At 39.4% G+C, this 16,994-nt stretch carries 16 protein-coding genes and 1 pseudogene; 14 read left to right on the top strand and 3 right to left on the bottom strand.

From position 1 onward, the window contains the following. Positions 1-18: 18 nt before the first annotated feature. From G3341_RS16135 to G3341_RS16125, 3 genes are read left to right on the top strand one after another with little or no spacing between them, the layout of a single operon-like run. Positions 19-615, top strand: coding sequence for an ATP-binding cassette domain-containing protein (locus tag G3341_RS16135; RefSeq protein WP_163862927.1), 597 nt, complete (start codon positions 19-21; stop codon positions 613-615). A 45-nt stretch (positions 616-660) separates the two neighbouring features. Continuing rightward, on the top strand, positions 661-1,041 hold the full coding sequence (gene crcB, locus G3341_RS16130) for a fluoride efflux transporter CrcB (protein WP_154622752.1): 381 nt from the start codon (positions 661-663) through the stop codon (positions 1,039-1,041). An 11-nt stretch (positions 1,042-1,052) separates the two neighbouring features. Continuing rightward, positions 1,053-1,451: a CrcB family protein gene (locus G3341_RS16125; RefSeq protein ID WP_154622753.1), complete on the top strand. Its 399-nt coding sequence runs from the start codon at positions 1,053-1,055 to the stop codon at positions 1,449-1,451. A gap of 1,578 nt (positions 1,452-3,029) precedes the next feature. Here the strand turns inward: G3341_RS16125 and G3341_RS16120 are convergent. The 3 genes from G3341_RS16120 to G3341_RS16110 form a co-directional block, all read right to left on the bottom strand. Next, on the bottom strand, positions 3,030-4,217 hold the full coding sequence (locus G3341_RS16120) for an MFS transporter (protein ID WP_163862925.1): 1,188 nt from the start codon (positions 4,215-4,217) through the stop codon (positions 3,030-3,032). 218 nt (positions 4,218-4,435) lie between these two features. Beyond that, positions 4,436-5,461 (bottom strand): tetratricopeptide repeat protein, encoded by a 1,026-nt coding sequence (locus G3341_RS16115; protein ID WP_163862923.1) that lies wholly within the window; start codon positions 5,459-5,461, stop codon positions 4,436-4,438. Positions 5,462-5,475: 14 nt separating this feature from the next. Beyond that, complete coding sequence (locus G3341_RS16110) at positions 5,476-6,660, bottom strand: FKBP-type peptidyl-prolyl cis-trans isomerase N-terminal domain-containing protein (RefSeq protein ID WP_163862921.1); 1,185 nt, start codon at positions 6,658-6,660, stop codon at positions 5,476-5,478. A 658-nt stretch (positions 6,661-7,318) separates the two neighbouring features. On the opposite strand from G3341_RS16110, the gene G3341_RS16105 reads away from it, so the two are divergent. From G3341_RS16105 to G3341_RS16055, 11 genes and pseudogenes are all read left to right on the top strand, one after another. Further along, positions 7,319-7,678: a helix-turn-helix domain-containing protein gene (locus tag G3341_RS16105; RefSeq protein WP_163862919.1), complete on the top strand. Its 360-nt coding sequence runs from the start codon at positions 7,319-7,321 to the stop codon at positions 7,676-7,678. Between the two features lie 207 nt (positions 7,679-7,885). After that, positions 7,886-8,410: a fimbrial protein gene (locus G3341_RS16100; RefSeq protein ID WP_163862916.1), complete on the top strand. Its 525-nt coding sequence runs from the start codon at positions 7,886-7,888 to the stop codon at positions 8,408-8,410. Positions 8,411-8,471: 61 nt separating this feature from the next. After that, the gene (locus G3341_RS16095; protein WP_154622313.1) at positions 8,472-9,017 is read left to right on the top strand and encodes a fimbrial protein; all 546 of its coding nucleotides are present in this window, start codon (positions 8,472-8,474) and stop codon (positions 9,015-9,017) included. 37 nt (positions 9,018-9,054) lie between these two features. Continuing rightward, positions 9,055-11,520: pseudogene (locus G3341_RS16090) on the top strand (outer membrane usher protein); the annotation flags it as partial. A 166-nt stretch (positions 11,521-11,686) separates the two neighbouring features. After that, positions 11,687-12,427 (top strand): fimbria/pilus periplasmic chaperone, encoded by a 741-nt coding sequence (locus G3341_RS16085; RefSeq protein ID WP_163862914.1) that lies wholly within the window; start codon positions 11,687-11,689, stop codon positions 12,425-12,427. 44 nt (positions 12,428-12,471) lie between these two features. Next, positions 12,472-13,104 carry a fimbrial protein gene (locus G3341_RS16080; protein WP_231131813.1) on the top strand — a complete coding sequence of 211 codons (633 nt, stop codon included), beginning with the start codon at positions 12,472-12,474 and terminating at the stop codon, positions 13,102-13,104. Positions 13,105-13,153: 49 nt separating this feature from the next. Continuing rightward, positions 13,154-13,672, top strand: coding sequence for a fimbrial protein (locus tag G3341_RS16075; protein ID WP_244316444.1), 519 nt, complete (start codon positions 13,154-13,156; stop codon positions 13,670-13,672). Further along, positions 13,672-14,196 carry a fimbrial protein gene (locus tag G3341_RS16070; protein WP_163862908.1) on the top strand — a complete coding sequence of 175 codons (525 nt, stop codon included), beginning with the start codon at positions 13,672-13,674 and terminating at the stop codon, positions 14,194-14,196. The genes G3341_RS16075 and G3341_RS16070 overlap by 1 nt, the downstream gene beginning before the upstream one ends. Positions 14,197-14,206: 10 nt before the next feature. Continuing rightward, on the top strand, positions 14,207-14,755 hold the full coding sequence (locus G3341_RS16065; protein ID WP_231131811.1) for a fimbrial protein: 549 nt from the start codon (positions 14,207-14,209) through the stop codon (positions 14,753-14,755). Beyond that, positions 14,748-15,659 carry a reverse transcriptase domain-containing protein gene (locus tag G3341_RS16060; protein ID WP_163862904.1) on the top strand — a complete coding sequence of 304 codons (912 nt, stop codon included), beginning with the start codon at positions 14,748-14,750 and terminating at the stop codon, positions 15,657-15,659. Before G3341_RS16065 ends, G3341_RS16060 begins: the two co-directional genes overlap by 8 nt. Further along, entirely contained in the window at positions 15,601-16,632 is a 1,032-nt protein-coding gene (locus tag G3341_RS16055; protein WP_163862902.1) for a hypothetical protein, read from the top strand. Before G3341_RS16060 ends, G3341_RS16055 begins: the two co-directional genes overlap by 59 nt. Positions 16,633-16,994: the final 362 nt, after the last annotated feature.

Below are 16,994 nucleotides of genomic sequence, written 5' to 3'. Positions count from 1 at the left end.
GTGTAAGGAGGAGGGGGGATGTTAGAAGTAAAAAATATACGTATCACTCAGGGAGGGAATACACTATGGAGCGACCTTTCTTTTTGCTTACATAATAATGAGCGCTTAGGATTTTCTGCACCAAGTGGTTTTGGTAAAACCACGTTAGGTCGAGTATTAGCGCAATGGCAAGCGCCCTCTAATGGTTCAATTTTATTTGAAGGTAAGCCATTACCGGCAACAGGTTATTGTCCAATACAGTTGGTACCTCAACATCCAGAGAAAAGTTTTAATCCATACCGAACGGTTGGCTCGAGTGTCAATGATGCATGGGAACCAGTCGCGGAATATCTTGAACGTTTGTCAATTAAAGCAGAATGGTTAGAAAGACGCCCGAGTGAGCTTTCGGGCGGAGAACTTGCACGTATTGCGCTATTAAGAGCACTTGATCCCCGCACTAAAGTATTAATCGCCGATGAAATAACCGCGCAGCTTGATGCGCATTTGCAAAAAGATATTTGGCAATTTCTGATTGAATTATCACAAGAAAGGCCATTAGCAATGATTATTTTTAGTCATAATAAAATGTTATTAGAAAAGGTATGTACGTCAGTTTGGGAAATATCCTCTACTTGAAGTATGACAATGATATTTTAAATTAAATAAATTGGGGCACTCAATATGGTTGCTTTTGATATAGCGTTAGTCGGTGCTGGTGGTGGAATCGGTTCATTATTACGCTGGTGGATTGGGCGTTTAGTCGGTGAAAAATACCACGGTAAGTTTCCTTTATCGACCTTCATTATTAATGTGTCAGGTGCTTTTATAATCGGTTTTTTAAGCAGTTATTTTTTGTTAGATTGGGATGACCGTTATGGCTCATTCTTACAATCAGCCATATTAACTGGCCTATTAGGCGGTTATACAACATTTAGTAGTATGCAGCTTGATGCGTTAAAGCTGACACAAACTAAACAAAAAATGTTAGCGTTGCTTTATTTATTACTGTCAATTATTGCGGGTCTGATTGCTGCGTTTTTTGGCGCATGGTTGATTAACTAAAGGATAAGAATATGAATATTGCAATCTTAGTTTTTATCGGTGGTGCTATTGGCGCAATTTTTCGCGAGCTATTAATGATTTCTGTACCGAAAATGGCAGACCAGTTCCCTTTAGATATCTTTATCGCCAATATTAGTGCTTCGTTTTTATTGGGTATTGTTGCAGGGCTACTCACCAGTAAACGCATTGGTCAATCAATGAATGCTTTTTTTGCCACAGGCGTGATGGGAGGGCTGTCTACATTTTCTAGTTTTGTGTACGGTGCAGTAGAGATAATAAAATATCCTCAATATGTATGGACTGGCGTCGTATATTTAATATTGAGTGTTGTCGTTGGATTTATGGTTATTTATTTCGGTTATATATTAGGTAGCAAAAAATACAGAAACAGCCCTAATCATAGTGTTTGATTTTAGTATATGCTCGTCATACTTCAAATTTCAGCAATTTTGTTAAGGTGTAGTATTCCTAGCGACTGACTCAATGGTTAGGAATCTCAGTCAATACAGTGTGCATTAATGGGGATCTCTATACCTCCATTAAATTCTGGCTATTTTATTGTTGCCTAACCATGAGAAAAGAAATTTGATTAAACTATCATCTCAAAGCCAAATAATAGGCTCTCAGTTCCTAAATTGTGTTTTGCTAGTGGCACCTTTAGCTATTGGTATTTGAGTAAGGGATAATATTAGTTAAATGCATGGTTTGTTATATGGGCTAAGCGACTGTACTTGCCAGAGTAATCATTTTATCGTTATATAGAAAAATAATATTGAGATTATCATTTTTATTCTCGTAGCTTCTATAGCTATCCATTTCCTTTTCTTAAAAATCAATTTTTTAACTTTAGAGCCAATTTAAACATCAAATCTAACTTATAAACAATATAAGTTAGATTTGATTTTGCTGTTTATTTTTGATAAATGGTTCTATAAAAATTCACCAGTAATCTAAAAAAAATTGTGTTTTGGGTTTTAAATCTGTATTTTTATTGTTCTCTGGCTTTATTTAATTTTTTATTATGTTTTTTTATAATTTTAATGTTGTAAATTTTGTGGGTTGAGTTTTTATTGGGTTTTTCTACTGTTTTTTTATCTATTTTGTTGGGATTAGTCTTAAATGGCACTTTTTTATTTGCGTTAAGGCCTGCTTTTATTGCTTTTTTTATTATTAGATTTTGTTTAATGCGTTGATTTTATTGGCTTTTGATTTTTTGTTTGATGTGTTTTTTAAATTTATATATTGAATTAGGTACCTTTTCAGTATTGAAATTTTGAAAGTGCTAGAATAATATTGAACACGAATTAGGTGTAACGACGATTTAAATATGTTGGTTAAATTTAGATTATACTCGCTGTATAAATAGCTTGTTCCTCCCAGGTTTAGCTTTAATAGCGATACTATATTCTTAAGTTTAATTTTTTGTCTATATTGCTATTTCTACAATCACAATTATTTATTAACTTTTGGTTACTGTATATTTGTGTTGTAGAAATGGTTTTTTTTTAGTGAAAATCTTTGTGCATTAAAATCTGTTATCTTGATGGTCTATCTATCGGTCATTAATCTGATGAGGACTTAAGAGAAATAATGTCATTTATTTTCTTTAAGTAAACGGTATCTAGCATCATATAATACTGAGTTACATTTAGGAAAACGAAATATTTTAATAGGTATAACCTATTAAAATAACCTGATATTCTCAGCTGAAGTATGATTTATCAAAAAAATAACCTGATATTCTCAGCTGAAGTATGATTTATCAAAAAGTTATTAAAGTACTTTATACGGCTGATAAAACTGAATATTCGTCTATCTCCTGACTAGCCGCATTCGTGGTTTTGTGAGATTGATATTATATAGAGTCATCAGAGAATAGCCGTGTTCTCGATCTATTGAATATCTAATTTGGTATTTTATTCTTTATTATTAAGGACTTTGATATTTAGGAGGCTAATACCTAAGTCCTTATGTCATTTATTTAAATGTTATGGCTTTGAGCGCACCATAAAATAAGCAGCTAAAACCAATGAACATAGAATACATAAGATAGCAAAACTGATAAATGGCATCATGTTTGTCGAGTTCGCTATTATATATCCACCAATAGCAGGCCCAATCGCCATCCCTCCACCAATGACTAAATTCATGTTGTTCATTAACCTACCGCTGGTATCTAGCTGAGATACCGCCCCCATAATAAATGGGAGTACAAATGTCCACGTGAATTTAAATAATAGCGCGGCTATGACAAATCGTACTACAGTCGGTGAGGCAATTAATAGAAGAACGCTTATCACTAATAGTGTATACCCTAGCAAAACTAATTTGCTGGTTTTAAAGCGGGTAGAAATAACAGCCGCAATAATTGCTCCAATCATGCCTAAAATCGTCGCAATTGCCAAAACTTGGCCATTTTCTTCAGCATTTAATCCACTGTTCTGACCAAACACGCTTATAAAGGTCCAAACTTGGCTCAAAAAAATATAAAAAATCAATACGGCTAAAATGGCGATCGCTTTATTCGCGAATGTACTTTTTAAATTGACGGGTGTTGATTGATGTTGCTCTTCGCTCATTATGACATTGGGAAATGCACGAATAAGAGGAAAAGAAAGGAGCATACAAGCCGCAAGTATAAAGTAAACAATACGTAGCCCGTATAGTTCAAATAAAGGTGGTAAAACAAGCAGACCTATAGTCCCTAATGCGAGTTGTCCAAGTACCCAAAAAGCATACATTCGGCTTGGGTTTTTTGTTTTGCCAGCGCTTGATATGCATAAGATCATCAGCGTTCCACCTGCAAATGATGCAATAAAACGAATAATCAGTAAAACGGTGTAGGTGGTTGCGAATGCAGAAATTAAGTTACCAATAATAAAAATGATTGCGGAGATAATCGCTATTTTTTGCCAGCTAATGCGGTTGATCCAATACCATGCAGGAATAGTGGCAAAGCTCATTGCACCTAGCTCTGCTGAAAATAAATAACCGATTTTGTCAGCAGATAAATGCCATTGTAAGCCCAGTTGTGCTGCAACAGCGGGAGCCGTCATTAGAATACCGGGTGCAATAGCGGAAAAAATAATAATCGCAAGCAATAAACTTAATGAGGATTTTAGAACAACGGTAGAAGGTGGAGCATTGACATCTTGTGTGTGCAGCGATTCGCTCATATTAGCACCTCGGTCAATAATGAATATTATTTTATGATATTTGTTAAATAAAGGTTAAATCACGGTCGATTTTAGTGCGAAATTACGGATAGTGACTATCATTCTAAAGAACGAATATTAGGATTTTATGGTGATATACGGAGTAGGTATAAGAAGTAAACGGAATCAATGTAGAAAGAGGGAGACCGTGAGCCCATTTAAACTCACGGCTATAGATTCTAAAAATGGGTAGAGCTTTGCCTTTCCAATTCTAAACAAGCTTTTTCTAAACCCCCCTTACAAGCCAGCTCAAAATAGTAGCGTGCGGCATAGGGTGAAGCATTTTCTACTTCACCTTTTTGCATTAACCACCCTAAATTATATTGTGCATAAGCATTACCTTGCTCTGCTGAGCGCATAAACCATTTTTGAGCTTTTTCAATTGAAGCAGGAATCCCATCACCTTGATAATAAATTAAGCCAAGGTTTAATTGTGCATCTTTATCACCTAACTCTGCGGCCTGAATAAAGTAGTTCAATGCTTTTTCTTTATCAGTGATCCCTGATTTACCTTCCCAATAAAACCACCCTAGGTTATTTAATGCATATGGATTATCTTGGTTTGCCGCTGCTTGATACCATTTTAATGCTTCACTGATATTCGGTTGCCCATCTGCACCATTTTCATATAACCAGCCTAGCATATTTTGTGCGGATGCATGCCCTTGCTCAGCGGCGGCTTTAAACCATTTCATGGCAGATTGTTGTGAGGTTTGATTGCTTTCATTTTCTTCCATATATAGCCAACCTAATTGGTGCTGTGCATCTGGGTCCCCTTGCTCAGCAGCAAGAGTTAGCCAATACAATGCTTGGCTACGTGATTTCTCGACTCCTTCCCCCTTTTCATAAATCAAACCTAATTGATATTGGGCGGGTAAGTTACCTTGTATAGCGGCTTCTTTAAACCAATGGACTGCTTCTGACCATGATTGTTCTACACCTAATCCTGATTCAAATAATGCTGCTAAATAAAGTTGGGCGTCTTGGTTACCATGTTCGGCGGCTTGTTTAAAATATTTGGCAGCCTGTGAGTAATTAGGGGGATCAGCGTTATAATGGGCTAGGCCTTCCATAAAGCTGTTTTTAGCATCAATAGAAGGTGACGCTGTTTCGGCTGATTGTGAACTTTCAGGAGAGGCATTATCACCACAACCTACAACCAAAACTGAAACTATTATAGAAAAAATTAAGATTGATATTCTCATAGCCATTTCTGATATTAACGTGCTGTTGTCGGTTTTATATCGGCAATACGTAAGGTATACATAATGGATGCTCCAGGCGGTACTGCCGGTGGATAACCTTCATCACCATAGGCTAATTCAGGCGGGACAATAAAAGTGATTTCCCCATGATTTTGTAAATGCTTAATTGCTGATTGGAAGAGAGGAGGATAACTGTCTAAAGGGAGTGTTAGTGATTTGTCTTGTAAATCCATGTCACTTACCACGGTACCATCTAATAATGACTCTTTTACAACAATACTAACGGTATCGTTTTCTTGAATTTTACCTTGCCCTACATAGTTAATTTTATAGGAATAGCCTAGCGGGTCAGAAACAACGCCTTTTTGTTTTGACCAATTAGATAAAAAGTTTTTTGCCAGTTTAGTTTGTTCTTCTTTTTTAGCATCACGATTTTTTGTGACTGCTGAATTAGAGGCAATTAATGCTGTCTGTAATTCGGTTGGTGAAAGTAAAGAGCGACCCTCAATAGCATCGGTAATACCGGCTAAATATGCTTTTTTATCCATATCTTGACCAAAAGATTGATTCTCTTTATGGATAGTCATTGCATCTTGGCCAATAGCAATACCGGCAGCATAAGCTTGTTTTAAAGCTTCACTGCCTTTTAATTTTTCAACCGCTATGGGTTGTTTGAGAGATAGCGCTTGTTCGATTGCTATTTTTTGTGCTTTTTCTGATTCTTCGAGTCTTTGACTTAATAATTTTATATTGTTGCTCAAATTAAGATTGTCATTTTTGGATTTATTTAGAGATTCTTCTATTTGAGACTGTAGTTTTTCTTGTTGTTGTAACTTTAGTTGCATATTTTGCTTGTTCAATAAAATTGATAAGTCATCATTAATTTTATTCATCTTAGCTTGTAATAGCTCTTTCTCTTGTTGTTGAATTCGTATTTTATACTGTCTCTCATTAATACTTAATGCCTGAATTTTCTGGTTGAGTATCTTCAGTTTTAGTTGAGGTAATTGAATTCCACTTTCTTCATCATCATAAGGTTGGTTCTCCTTAATACCGTTCAACCGTTTTTTTTCTTCATACTCATTAGCAAACTTTAATAACCCAGGAAGTTGATTTTCATTTGCTGATAGAGAATGTGAAAAGATAAAACTTGATGAGGTTATCGACAAATAAGCGATATAGTGAATGATTTTATTCATAATAAGATCTCGAAAATAAGTAAGCCACCTTCACTTAATGATGACTTTTCCAAAGTGGATTAGGTATTAATGATAATTTTTCTTAATTAAGAAGGATTCTATCAGAATATAAATAAAAAAATAAATGTTCAATAAAAATAAGTTTTCTATCTCATTTAATGTTGAATAATTAGTGTTATTAAAATTGTATTACAGATATTACAAAATATAATATCCAAAAAAGAAGGAAACATAAAAAGCAGGCTGTCATATAACCATTTGATTTTAATGGATTTGCTTTATTTTAATTATCGAAATAAAATTTTTTCACATTATCATACCTAGGTGTTATTACTTAATATCTGAAAAAGTGTAAATTTAAGAATTATTTATCTATTTAACAATCTTTTTGGGATTTTTTCAAGATAAAGCTCTGGGCTAATTTGTACCTTCTTAATAAGAATGTTGAATGTATCAGGGGAATGTGATTTTTTGTGCTCTGATTACTCGTTATTTGGATATTTAGCTTATATCAATAACTGCTTGATAGATATTGGCTTGTTTGATTTTATGTGGCAGGTAAAGTAAATTTATTTGCAACAAAGCGAGGCAATAAACATTTTCGTACAAGCGGGCTTTAATAAATGAAGTTAGTTGTATCAGGAATTGGGAGCCTAATATGATAGTGGAACAAGAAGTGTCAAAAAGTATTTTTATGACTGCGGTAGGAAAAGAGATATTTCGCTTAAGGAAGAAGCGAGGGTTGACGGGTAAACAGTTAGCTGAAAAATTAAATGTCTCTCAGCAGCAAATATCTCGGTATGAAAGAGGGGTCTGCAATATTAATGTTGATACTCTCTTTGTTATTTTACATGAGTTAGATTGTAGTTTAAGTAATTTCTTCAGTTCGGTTTATCTTAATATTAATGATATGGAAAAGAATGTCAGTTCTCATTATATTAATTTATTTTTGCCTCCAGCTCCTTACTATAAAGGTGAGAATGCTCTGTCAGCAAAGATGAATAATTTAATCGGCTAATGCTAACGTAGTCGATTAATATTTCACTGAAGAATATTGAGTTATTTAAAGTTTTAAATTTAACTGAGAATAAAGAAAATACTTTCTGTTCTCAGAAAGTATTCTATTTGTTTTTATTTATTAAAAATAAATACCATTAATTATTTAACCAAGTGAGCTTATTAATAGCTTGCTCTTTTTAGTGTTCATCGTAAAGGCGTAACCAATATGAAAAAGATTATTTTAGCAACCCTGATTTCTGGCGCAATAAGTGCATCGGCTTTAGCTGTTGATGCAGGCTCAGGTACTGTAACGTTTAACGGTTCAATCATCGAAGCACCTTGCTCAATCGCGCCAGGTGAAGAAAACCAGACTGTTGAGCTGGGCCAAGTTTCTAACGTCACTTTGGCTGCGGGTGGTGAATCTTCAGCGCAACCTTTCTCTATTAAATTGGAAGGTTGTAACTTGGAAAAAAATAACCAAGTAACTATCACTTTCGCGGGTACAGAAGCCGTTGATGGCGAAGCAGCAAACACGGGTTTACTGCAAATCACTGGTGATGCAGCGGGTGCAGCTGTCAAAATCATGAACTCTTCTAGCGCACAAATCAATGTTAACGCTGGTAGCACTCAAAACTATGTTCAAGGTAGCAACGAACTGAAATTCCAAGCTGCTCTGAAAGGCCTTGCTGGTGCAACTGTTATTCCAGGCAACTTCTCTGCGGTGACTAACTTTACTTTAGCATACAACTAATTTTTAAAAATTAAGGTATGTACGTCATGAAGTGCTTTTGCACTTCATGACTTATTCAGTAATGGAGGTGATCGTGAAGCGAACAGGACTGTTAAAGGCAGCACTATTGTCGGTTAGTGCATTAGGCGCAATGCCTGTACATGCGGCTCCAGGGGAACTTTGGGGTAAGGTGAGTATGCAAGGTAGCATCGTTGATACCGCTTGTGCCATTGATACAGGCTCTTATGAGCAATCTATTGATATGGGTATTTTACCAATTGGTTTGTTACGCCAAGTTGGGCATGGACCTATACAGCCTTTTTCGATCACCTTGATTGGTTGTCAATTAACTCCCCAAGATGGCGACAATTGGCAAACTTTTTCTGTCACTTTTGATGGCCCTGCAAATGGTGAATGGTTCAGCGTTTCAGGTGCAGCAAAAGGTGTCGCTCTATCATTGCAAGATGCGTCAGGACAGATAGTTAGACCTGGTTTAGCGACAGCAAAACAAGATATCAAACCCGGTAATTATATTCTTAATTATGGTTTAAGACTGGTATCAGATGAAACGCCGCTCCGTCCAGGAGAATACCAGACAGCGATTCGTTTTAAGCTCGACTACTACTAATAAAAATGCTGATTCTTCCTGATACTGAATTTTAGGGATGTTACTTATGTCTTTGTTCAATGCTTGTTTACCAAAGCCTCGCTTGTTGAGCGTGATTATTGCGATGGCGCTTCACGGGGTCGCTTTACCTGTTATAGCGGCAGAAGCTATTCAATTTAATACCGATGTATTAGACCTCGAAGACAAAAGTAACATTGATTTAAATCAGTTTGCGCGCGCTGGTCATATTATGCCAGGAACTTATTCATTAACACTGAAAGTGAATGATGAAACATTACCTGAAATCAGTGTGCCATTTTATGTTCCCGAGAATGATCCGGAAGGCAGTGTAGCCTGTTTAGCGCCTGAATATATTAATCAACTTGCTTTGACCTCATCATCGCTAAAAGAGTTAACGTGGTGGCATGATGGGCAGTGTTTAAACCCTGAAAGTCTACCAGGCATGCAGATCCGCGGTGATCTCGCAACGTCATCACTGTATGTCAGTATTCCACAAGCCTATATGGAGTATACGGCACCTAATTGGGATCCTCCCTCGCGTTGGGATGATGGTATTCCAGCGATTCTGGCTGATTACAGTATCAATGCCAATGCAAATAACTCTTACCGTAAAGGTGGTAACAACAGTTATCAAGTGAATGGTAATGGCGTTGTGGGGATTAACGCAGGTGCATGGCGCTTGCGTGCAGATTGGCAGGGTCGTTTAAGCCATCAAAATGGTAAAAACGCAGGAACAGATAAAGATTTCCAATGGAACCGTTTCTACGCTTATCGTGCAGTTCCAACATTGCAAGCTAAATTAACGCTGGGTGAAGATTATCTTGAATCGAATATGTTTGACAGCTTCCGTTTTACAGGGGCAAGTTTGCGTTCAGATAACAATATGATGCCACCAAGCTTACGTGGCTATGCACCGGAAGTGACAGGTATCGCCAAAACTAACGCAACCGTCACGGTGAGTCAGCAAGGACGAATTTTATATGAAACTCAAGTCGCACCGGGGCCATTTAGGATCCAAGACCTGAGTGATGCTATCAACGGTAAACTTGATGTCACGATTAAAGAAGAAGATGGTTCTGTACAAGAATTCCAAGTTGATACGGCAAATCTACCGTACTTAACGCGTCCGGGTCAGGTTCAATATAAATTAGCGTTAGGTCAACCAACTAATTATGACCGTCATAGTCAAGGGAATAGCTTCTTAACAGGGGAGTTCTCTTGGGGGGTCAACAACGGTTGGTCACTGTTTGGTGGGAGCTTAAATAGTCAAAACTATAATGCCTTATCAGCAGGTATCGGACGTGACTTACTGGCCTTTGGTGCCGTCTCTTTTGACGTAACGCAGTCTTTTGCACGTTTACCGGGTGAAAGCACCATTAGTGGTGGTTCATACCGTGTTAACTATTCAAAGCGTTTTGAACAGTACGATAGCCAAGTGCAGTTTGCGGGCTATCGCTTCTCTGAACGTGACTTTATGTCAATGTCAGATTACTTGAATGCGAAAGAAACCGGCGTACGTTACGGCGGAAGTAAAGAGCTGTATACGATCTCCGTTAACAAAAACTTCCGTGACGCGGGGGTGTCTCTGTATGCCAACTATAACCACCAAACCTATTGGGATCGTCCAAGTAATGATTATTACAGTGTGATGCTCTCGAAGTATATGGATATTGGCTCGATTAAAAATATCAGCATTAACTTATCAGCAAACCGCAGTGTTTATAACGGTGTGAATGATGATAGTGCTTATCTGTCACTCTCTTTCCCTTGGGGAAATACGGGTAGCGTTGGTTACTCATTAAATACTAGCCGTAATGATACCACTAACCGTGCTACTTATTATGACCGCATTGATGACCGTACGACCTATCAAGTCAGTGCGGGGAGTAGCCGTTACGGGGCTTCAACCAGTGCATTTGTTAACCATCAAGCAGACATTGCTCGGGTCAGTGCTAATGCCAGCTATCAACATGGTCAATACAGTGCCTATGGTTTATCGGCATCAGGTGGTTTTACCATGACGGCTGAAGGTGGAGGCTTCCATCGTGTGAACTCGATGGGGGGGACACGTATGGTGGTGGATACTGATGGCGTCGCAGGCGTACCAATCAAAGGTTTTGGGGCTCCAGTAGAATCTAATATGTTTGGTAAAGCGGTCGTGGGTGATGTGAACAGCTACTACCGCAGTAAAGCACAGATTGATTTGAATAAACTGCCAGATAACGTGGATGCCCAGCAGTCCGTGGTACAAGCTACTATGACCGAAGGAGCGGTTGGCTTCCGCCGCTTTGAGGTGGTATCAGGTCAGAAAGCCATGACGATTCTAAGTTTGACTGATGGTTCACATCCACCGTTTGGTGCGCAGGTAAAAAATGCCAAAGACCAAAATACAGGCATTGTCGGGGATGCGGGTAGTGCTTATATCAGCGGTATAAATCCAGGGGATGCGATGACGGTGACATGGGGCGAAAATAAGGCCTGTAAAGTGACTTTCCCTGCACAGTAAGGCTCACTTGAACAAGCGCTGTTATTACCTTGTGTCCCTATTGTGGCTGCGAGTACTCAGCCTCAAGAAATTACGCAACGTTAAGTGTGATTAACAATCGGTTTTTAATGTAAATAGGTTGCTCGGAAGATTAACCGAGCAACAAAAAATAGGTTACTACAGCATGAAAAAGATAACTCAACTCAGTGTTGTTGCAAGTTTAACGGGTCTTGTTCTGTGTTCTTCGGTTGCACATGCAGCGGTATCAATGGATCGCACCCGCGTCATTTATGATGGCGGTCAAAAATCCATCTCATTAAATATTTCCAATAACAATAAGCAGTTGCCTTACTTGGCTCAAGGTTGGATGGAAAACGCAGAAGGCGAAAAAATCAACTCACCACTGGTGGTATTACCGCCTGTTCAACGCTTAGAGCCCGGTAAATCAAGCCAAGTCAAAATTGAAGCATTGCCAGCAGCCAATATGCTGCCTAATGACCGTGAGAGTTTGTTTTACTTTAACTTGCGTGAAATTCCACCCAAAAGCGATAAGCCGAACACATTGCAAATTGCTTTACAAACTCGAGTGAAGTTGTTTTATCGCCCAAAAGCCATTATTCCTGAGAAAAATGCCGCACCAGCGCAAGATAAACTCACTTTAGAAAAACAGGGTGAAACGGTGATGTTGAAGAACCCAACGCCTTACTACGTCACCATTATTAATGCTGGCGCAACCGCAAAATCCGACGCAAAAGATTTTACGCCAGTGATGGTTGCGCCTTTTGCGAGTGAAAATCTCGGGGTAAGTGCTAGTAAGCTGGGTAACTCACCGGTACTGACGTATATCAATGATTACGGTGGTCGTCCAGAGCTGAATTTCCGTTGTCAGGCATCAAGCTGTCAGGTTGTTACTGAAACAAAATAATCGATTATCTCAGGCCTGTCGGCATGAATGGAAAGGAGAGAACCATGACTCAACAAAAATTGACTCAGCATATTCGCAACAGCCTTTTAGCTTGCTTATTTGCAGGGGCAAGTAGCTTATCTGCATTTGCAGATGATAATAACCGTGCTTTGTACCGTCCTGTCGATAATTGGAATACCGATGGTCAACATGGTGTGCTCTATGTGTCTGGTTCATTGACTGAAAGCCCATGCCGATTAGCAATGACTTCAAGTTATCAATCTGTCTTACTCGGCAACGCTGAAACGGCGGATTTTAAAGGTACGGGGGGGCAAGGCCGTCCTATCCCCTTTCAAATTGAGTTACTGGATTGTTTAGAAACACCAACGTCACTAGAAAACGTCCAAACAGGGCAAACGGCTTGGAGTTCAACGCAACCCGCAGTCAAAGTGCGTTTTTTAGCCCCCACGGTTCCGTTTATGCCGAACTATGCGCGAGTGAATGGCGCACAAGGCATAGGCTTAGTGCTTAGTGATAGCCAAGGTCAAACCTTGCCATTAGGTCAAGAAAGTAACCCTATATTGCTAGCTTCTGGACAAGATAAGCTGACCTATTATGTGACTCCAGTAAGAACCTCTGGGCCATTAGAACCGGGTGCGTATTCAGCACTGATCGCCTTTGAAATGATTTATGAGTAAGGGGCGGAAGATGAATTCTATCACAAAAAAAATAGTAGGCTACAGGCCAGTGAAATCATTACTTACAGCAATGATCTCGGGGGGATTATTGCTAGTGAGTGGGCAAAGTAGCGCTGAAGTTTTTACTATTCAAGTAAAAGTGACTGTTGTTGAAAAAACCTGCGATATTTATGGTAATGGGGGAAAGAATGGCCCTATTACAGTGACTTTCCCTGATTTAGTGATTAGGAATATTGATGGTATAGCATATGGCGCTACACCAATTGAATATCAATTAGATTGTGAAGATGCAGCAGATAACCCTGCGTTAAAAATCCAGTTTATAGGTGTGGATGCTCAGGCGGTGCCAAATAGTACCTTTAAGGAAGCTGGAAAATTAAAAACAACCGACAATAACCTAGCGATTAAAATAACGGCAAATGGCCAACAATTAAAATTAAGGGATTGGTTTCCTTTTAATTATAAAACAAAGCCAACATTAATGGCGGTTCCTGTACCTAGTGATGCAGGGGGAATTCGTGGTGGTGAATTTACTGCAACGGGCACACTAAGCGTGGAGTATCAATAATGTTCATTCAGAGTTCTAAGAATAGGGTATTAGGATTACTTGGCGGTGTAGCATTATTGACACTTAGTACCGCGCAGGCGGTTGAAGTTAATTTTTCAGGAAATTTAATTGAAAATCCGCCTTGTGATGTCGCTGGCCTTAAAGGGCCTAACCAGCCAATTAAGGTTGATTTTGGTGAAATCGGTATTACTAAAATTGATGGCGTTAACTACCAACAGGATTTTACTTTAACTTTAAGTTGTGGGCCTGAATTAGGTAATTCAGTCCCACTCTATTTGCAATATATGAGTCCTTTTATTGCTTCTTTTGATAATAAAGCGTTAAGAACAAGCATCAATGGATTAGGTATCCGTCTTTATCATGAAGGCGTTGTCATTGCGCCTAATACGGGCTCTCCAATAAAGATGTCTAGCAATGGAACCGCAACATTACCTTTATATGCCGTTCCTGTTCGCGACCCTAAGATAACTTTATTTGAAGGTGATTTTACTGCATCGGCAACAGTTCAAATGTTGTATCCCTAAGGAGCTGATGATGAAAAAGCAGAGTTTTATTAGTGGTTTTCTTTTTGCCTTAATGGGGATATTACCTTCAGCTAGCTTTGCTGAAAGCAGTAATACCATCGAATATAGCGGTAGTTTGATTGCCTTGCCTTGTACTGTTAATCCTGGCTCTGAAAATGGTTATGTCTATTTTGGTGAGAACGTTAATGCGAAAGACTTATATACAGGGCAACGTGGCGCATATAGCGATAAAGAGTTTGATTTTTATCTTGATGATTGCGACACCTCTTTAGGTAATACCATCTCAGCTAAATTTAATGGGAATGCAACAGCGGATGGCTTATTAAAATTTGATCCTGAAAGTGAAGCCAGTGGAGTAGTGATCGGTTTAGAAACCATGAGTGGTAAGCCATTACCTATTAATGATGCGAAAGTTGAGCCTATTTATCCAATTAAAGACGGTGATATGGTTATTCCAATACGTGCTTATTTAAAAGCGGATGCTGATGCATTAAAAAATAAAACCATTAAGCCTGGTTGGTTTAGCGCTACGCTGACTTATACCCTAGTGTATGAATGATAAGTGGCGTCACAATTGGATATTAGCCTATCACTGGCTTTGTCAACGGCGGCAACATTATCCGGCTAATACCGACGTTTGGCACCTGCGTTTTCATTGGCAAACAAAATGTGAGGTGTTATGGCAACGTATTCGTTTAGGCCAATATCACTTGAAGCCGATGGAAGTGATTACAACTTGGGATGGGCGACGAACGGTACAATGGTGTGCAGAAGATGCATTAGCCCTTAAATGGCTAACTTTATGTTTAACACCATTATTGCCAAAACATCCCACTTGTCGTCACCTAAAAGGCCATGGTGGTGTACAGGGTTCAATTTTGGCGACAAAACTGGCGATAGCGGGTGGGGAATATCAATTTGTTTATCGTACGGATATAAAAGGATATTACGAACACTTCCCAAAAGAACGTTTATGGCAATGGTGTCAGCAATACACAGATTCACCCGTACTATTAAACTTATTGTCTCAGTATATCGATTACAGTGTAGAAGAAGGTGGTGAATTTAATATGTTGGCACGCGGTATCTGCCGTGGCTGTGCCCTGAGTCCATTGATTGGCGGCTCTTATTTATATTCACTGGATAACGAATTAGCAAACCGAAAAGGTCTTTTTTATGAAAGCTATATGGATGATTTTTTGCTGTTATCGCCAACGCGCTGGCCCTTAAAGCGTGCGATAGCAGATTTACAAGGTTCTTTGGCATTAGATGGCTTTACCTGTCACCCGGATAAGACCCAAATGGGACGGATAGAAAAGGGATTTGATTGGTTAGGTCAGTGGTTTACGGCGACTGAGACGACCCGTTCACCGCGTTCATTAGCCCGTGCAAAAGAACGAAAAATTGAAAAAGAACAACGCCTACGGCTTTATGAGCAAGCTTGTGTTAATAGACAAGTGTAGGGTTTCATTTTATCTTTGTATCGTAAAGATACAGCCAGCGAAGAAGAAAGAACATATGATTAATATCGCACGCCTACTCCATTCTTCCTCTATTCTAACTATTCTACTTGCGTCGTTTTCCTCGTCTCCTGCGACTCCGGAGTTAAATATTTATGAGGGGATCGCTAATTGCTCTTATACCTACCCCGCTTGTTCTGAAATTGAAAGCCCCTATAAATATAATTATGAATATCGCGACATCTCAGTGAACGGCCAATGGTTTCCTTCTCTCGGTGGGGCACTAACCGCGGAATTTTTGATGAAATTTCAGCCCTGCGACTTGGAATTACGTGCAGAATTTACTTACCATTCTGGCTATCCTGCATGGACCGGTGGGGCGACACCTGCTGGTTTCACCCCGTCAAGTACAGGCCATTTCAAACGCAAAGACCCCCGCGATTGCCTATCCGCCGTCCTTGACCTCGGGGTAGGTATTGGTACCTTCAGCAACACCAACATGCGTCTCAAGGGAGCCTATCATGGTATGGAAAGTGGGATAAGAGTCTATGTCTCCGTCGTCGGTCGTGATTATGACTACCTTTATGGCCGATGCACTACTGGTGACCAATACTGGAGGACTTGCGGTTCGCCCTCTGCCGTCCCTAACTACACCTGCTCCATCGATATCCCTCCGACGATCGATATGGGCCTGATCGGGCTCACCACCGGTCCGTCTGAATACTCCGAACAGATTAAGATACAGTGTTCGGGGCCAGATGTACCCAATGCGGTTGTCCTCAAGATCGAAAATGAAACCACCGCAATTGGTGACGGGATTCTTACCTCGAACCTCTGTAATGAACAAGGGGCTAGCTGTTCCTCCAGTGTCACTACCGGGGTTAACTCCCTCGTGGTGATGAAATTTATCGCCGCCGGGTTCTTAAGTCCGGGACCGAAATCAGGCAATGTGATAGTGACCTCATCATATAATTGATTAAATGTTCGGCACTCGCTTGGACCACATCCCCTCCATCGATTGCCGAATTATCCTTCACTGAGTAAATGCTCCATTAATCCTCTGAGGTTCTGCTGTATATTATCTTCCACCCTTTTGTTGTTCTGACCTGCATAAATAAGACCGAACTCTTGCTTCATTATCATGAATCTATTCCCCGCCTATCGTATACCGACCTGTTTACTCTACTCCGATATATTATTACATCTGGGTACCACTTTAGGCCGCCGTACGCAGTTAAACATATGTCCAACATCGGTGGCCTCTTTTACATTTTCCGGTTTTTAGTTTCTGTTACACCTGGAGCGGAACTCGTTGCTGTTCCGTCTGGTTAGAACATG

It is taken from the genome of Providencia vermicola (genome assembly GCF_010748935.1).
GTDB classification, from domain to species: Bacteria; Pseudomonadota; Gammaproteobacteria; order Enterobacterales; family Enterobacteriaceae; genus Providencia; species Providencia zhejiangensis.
The sequence above is the reverse complement of the archived record's forward strand: the minus strand, read 5'-3'. Positions and strand labels throughout refer to the sequence as shown.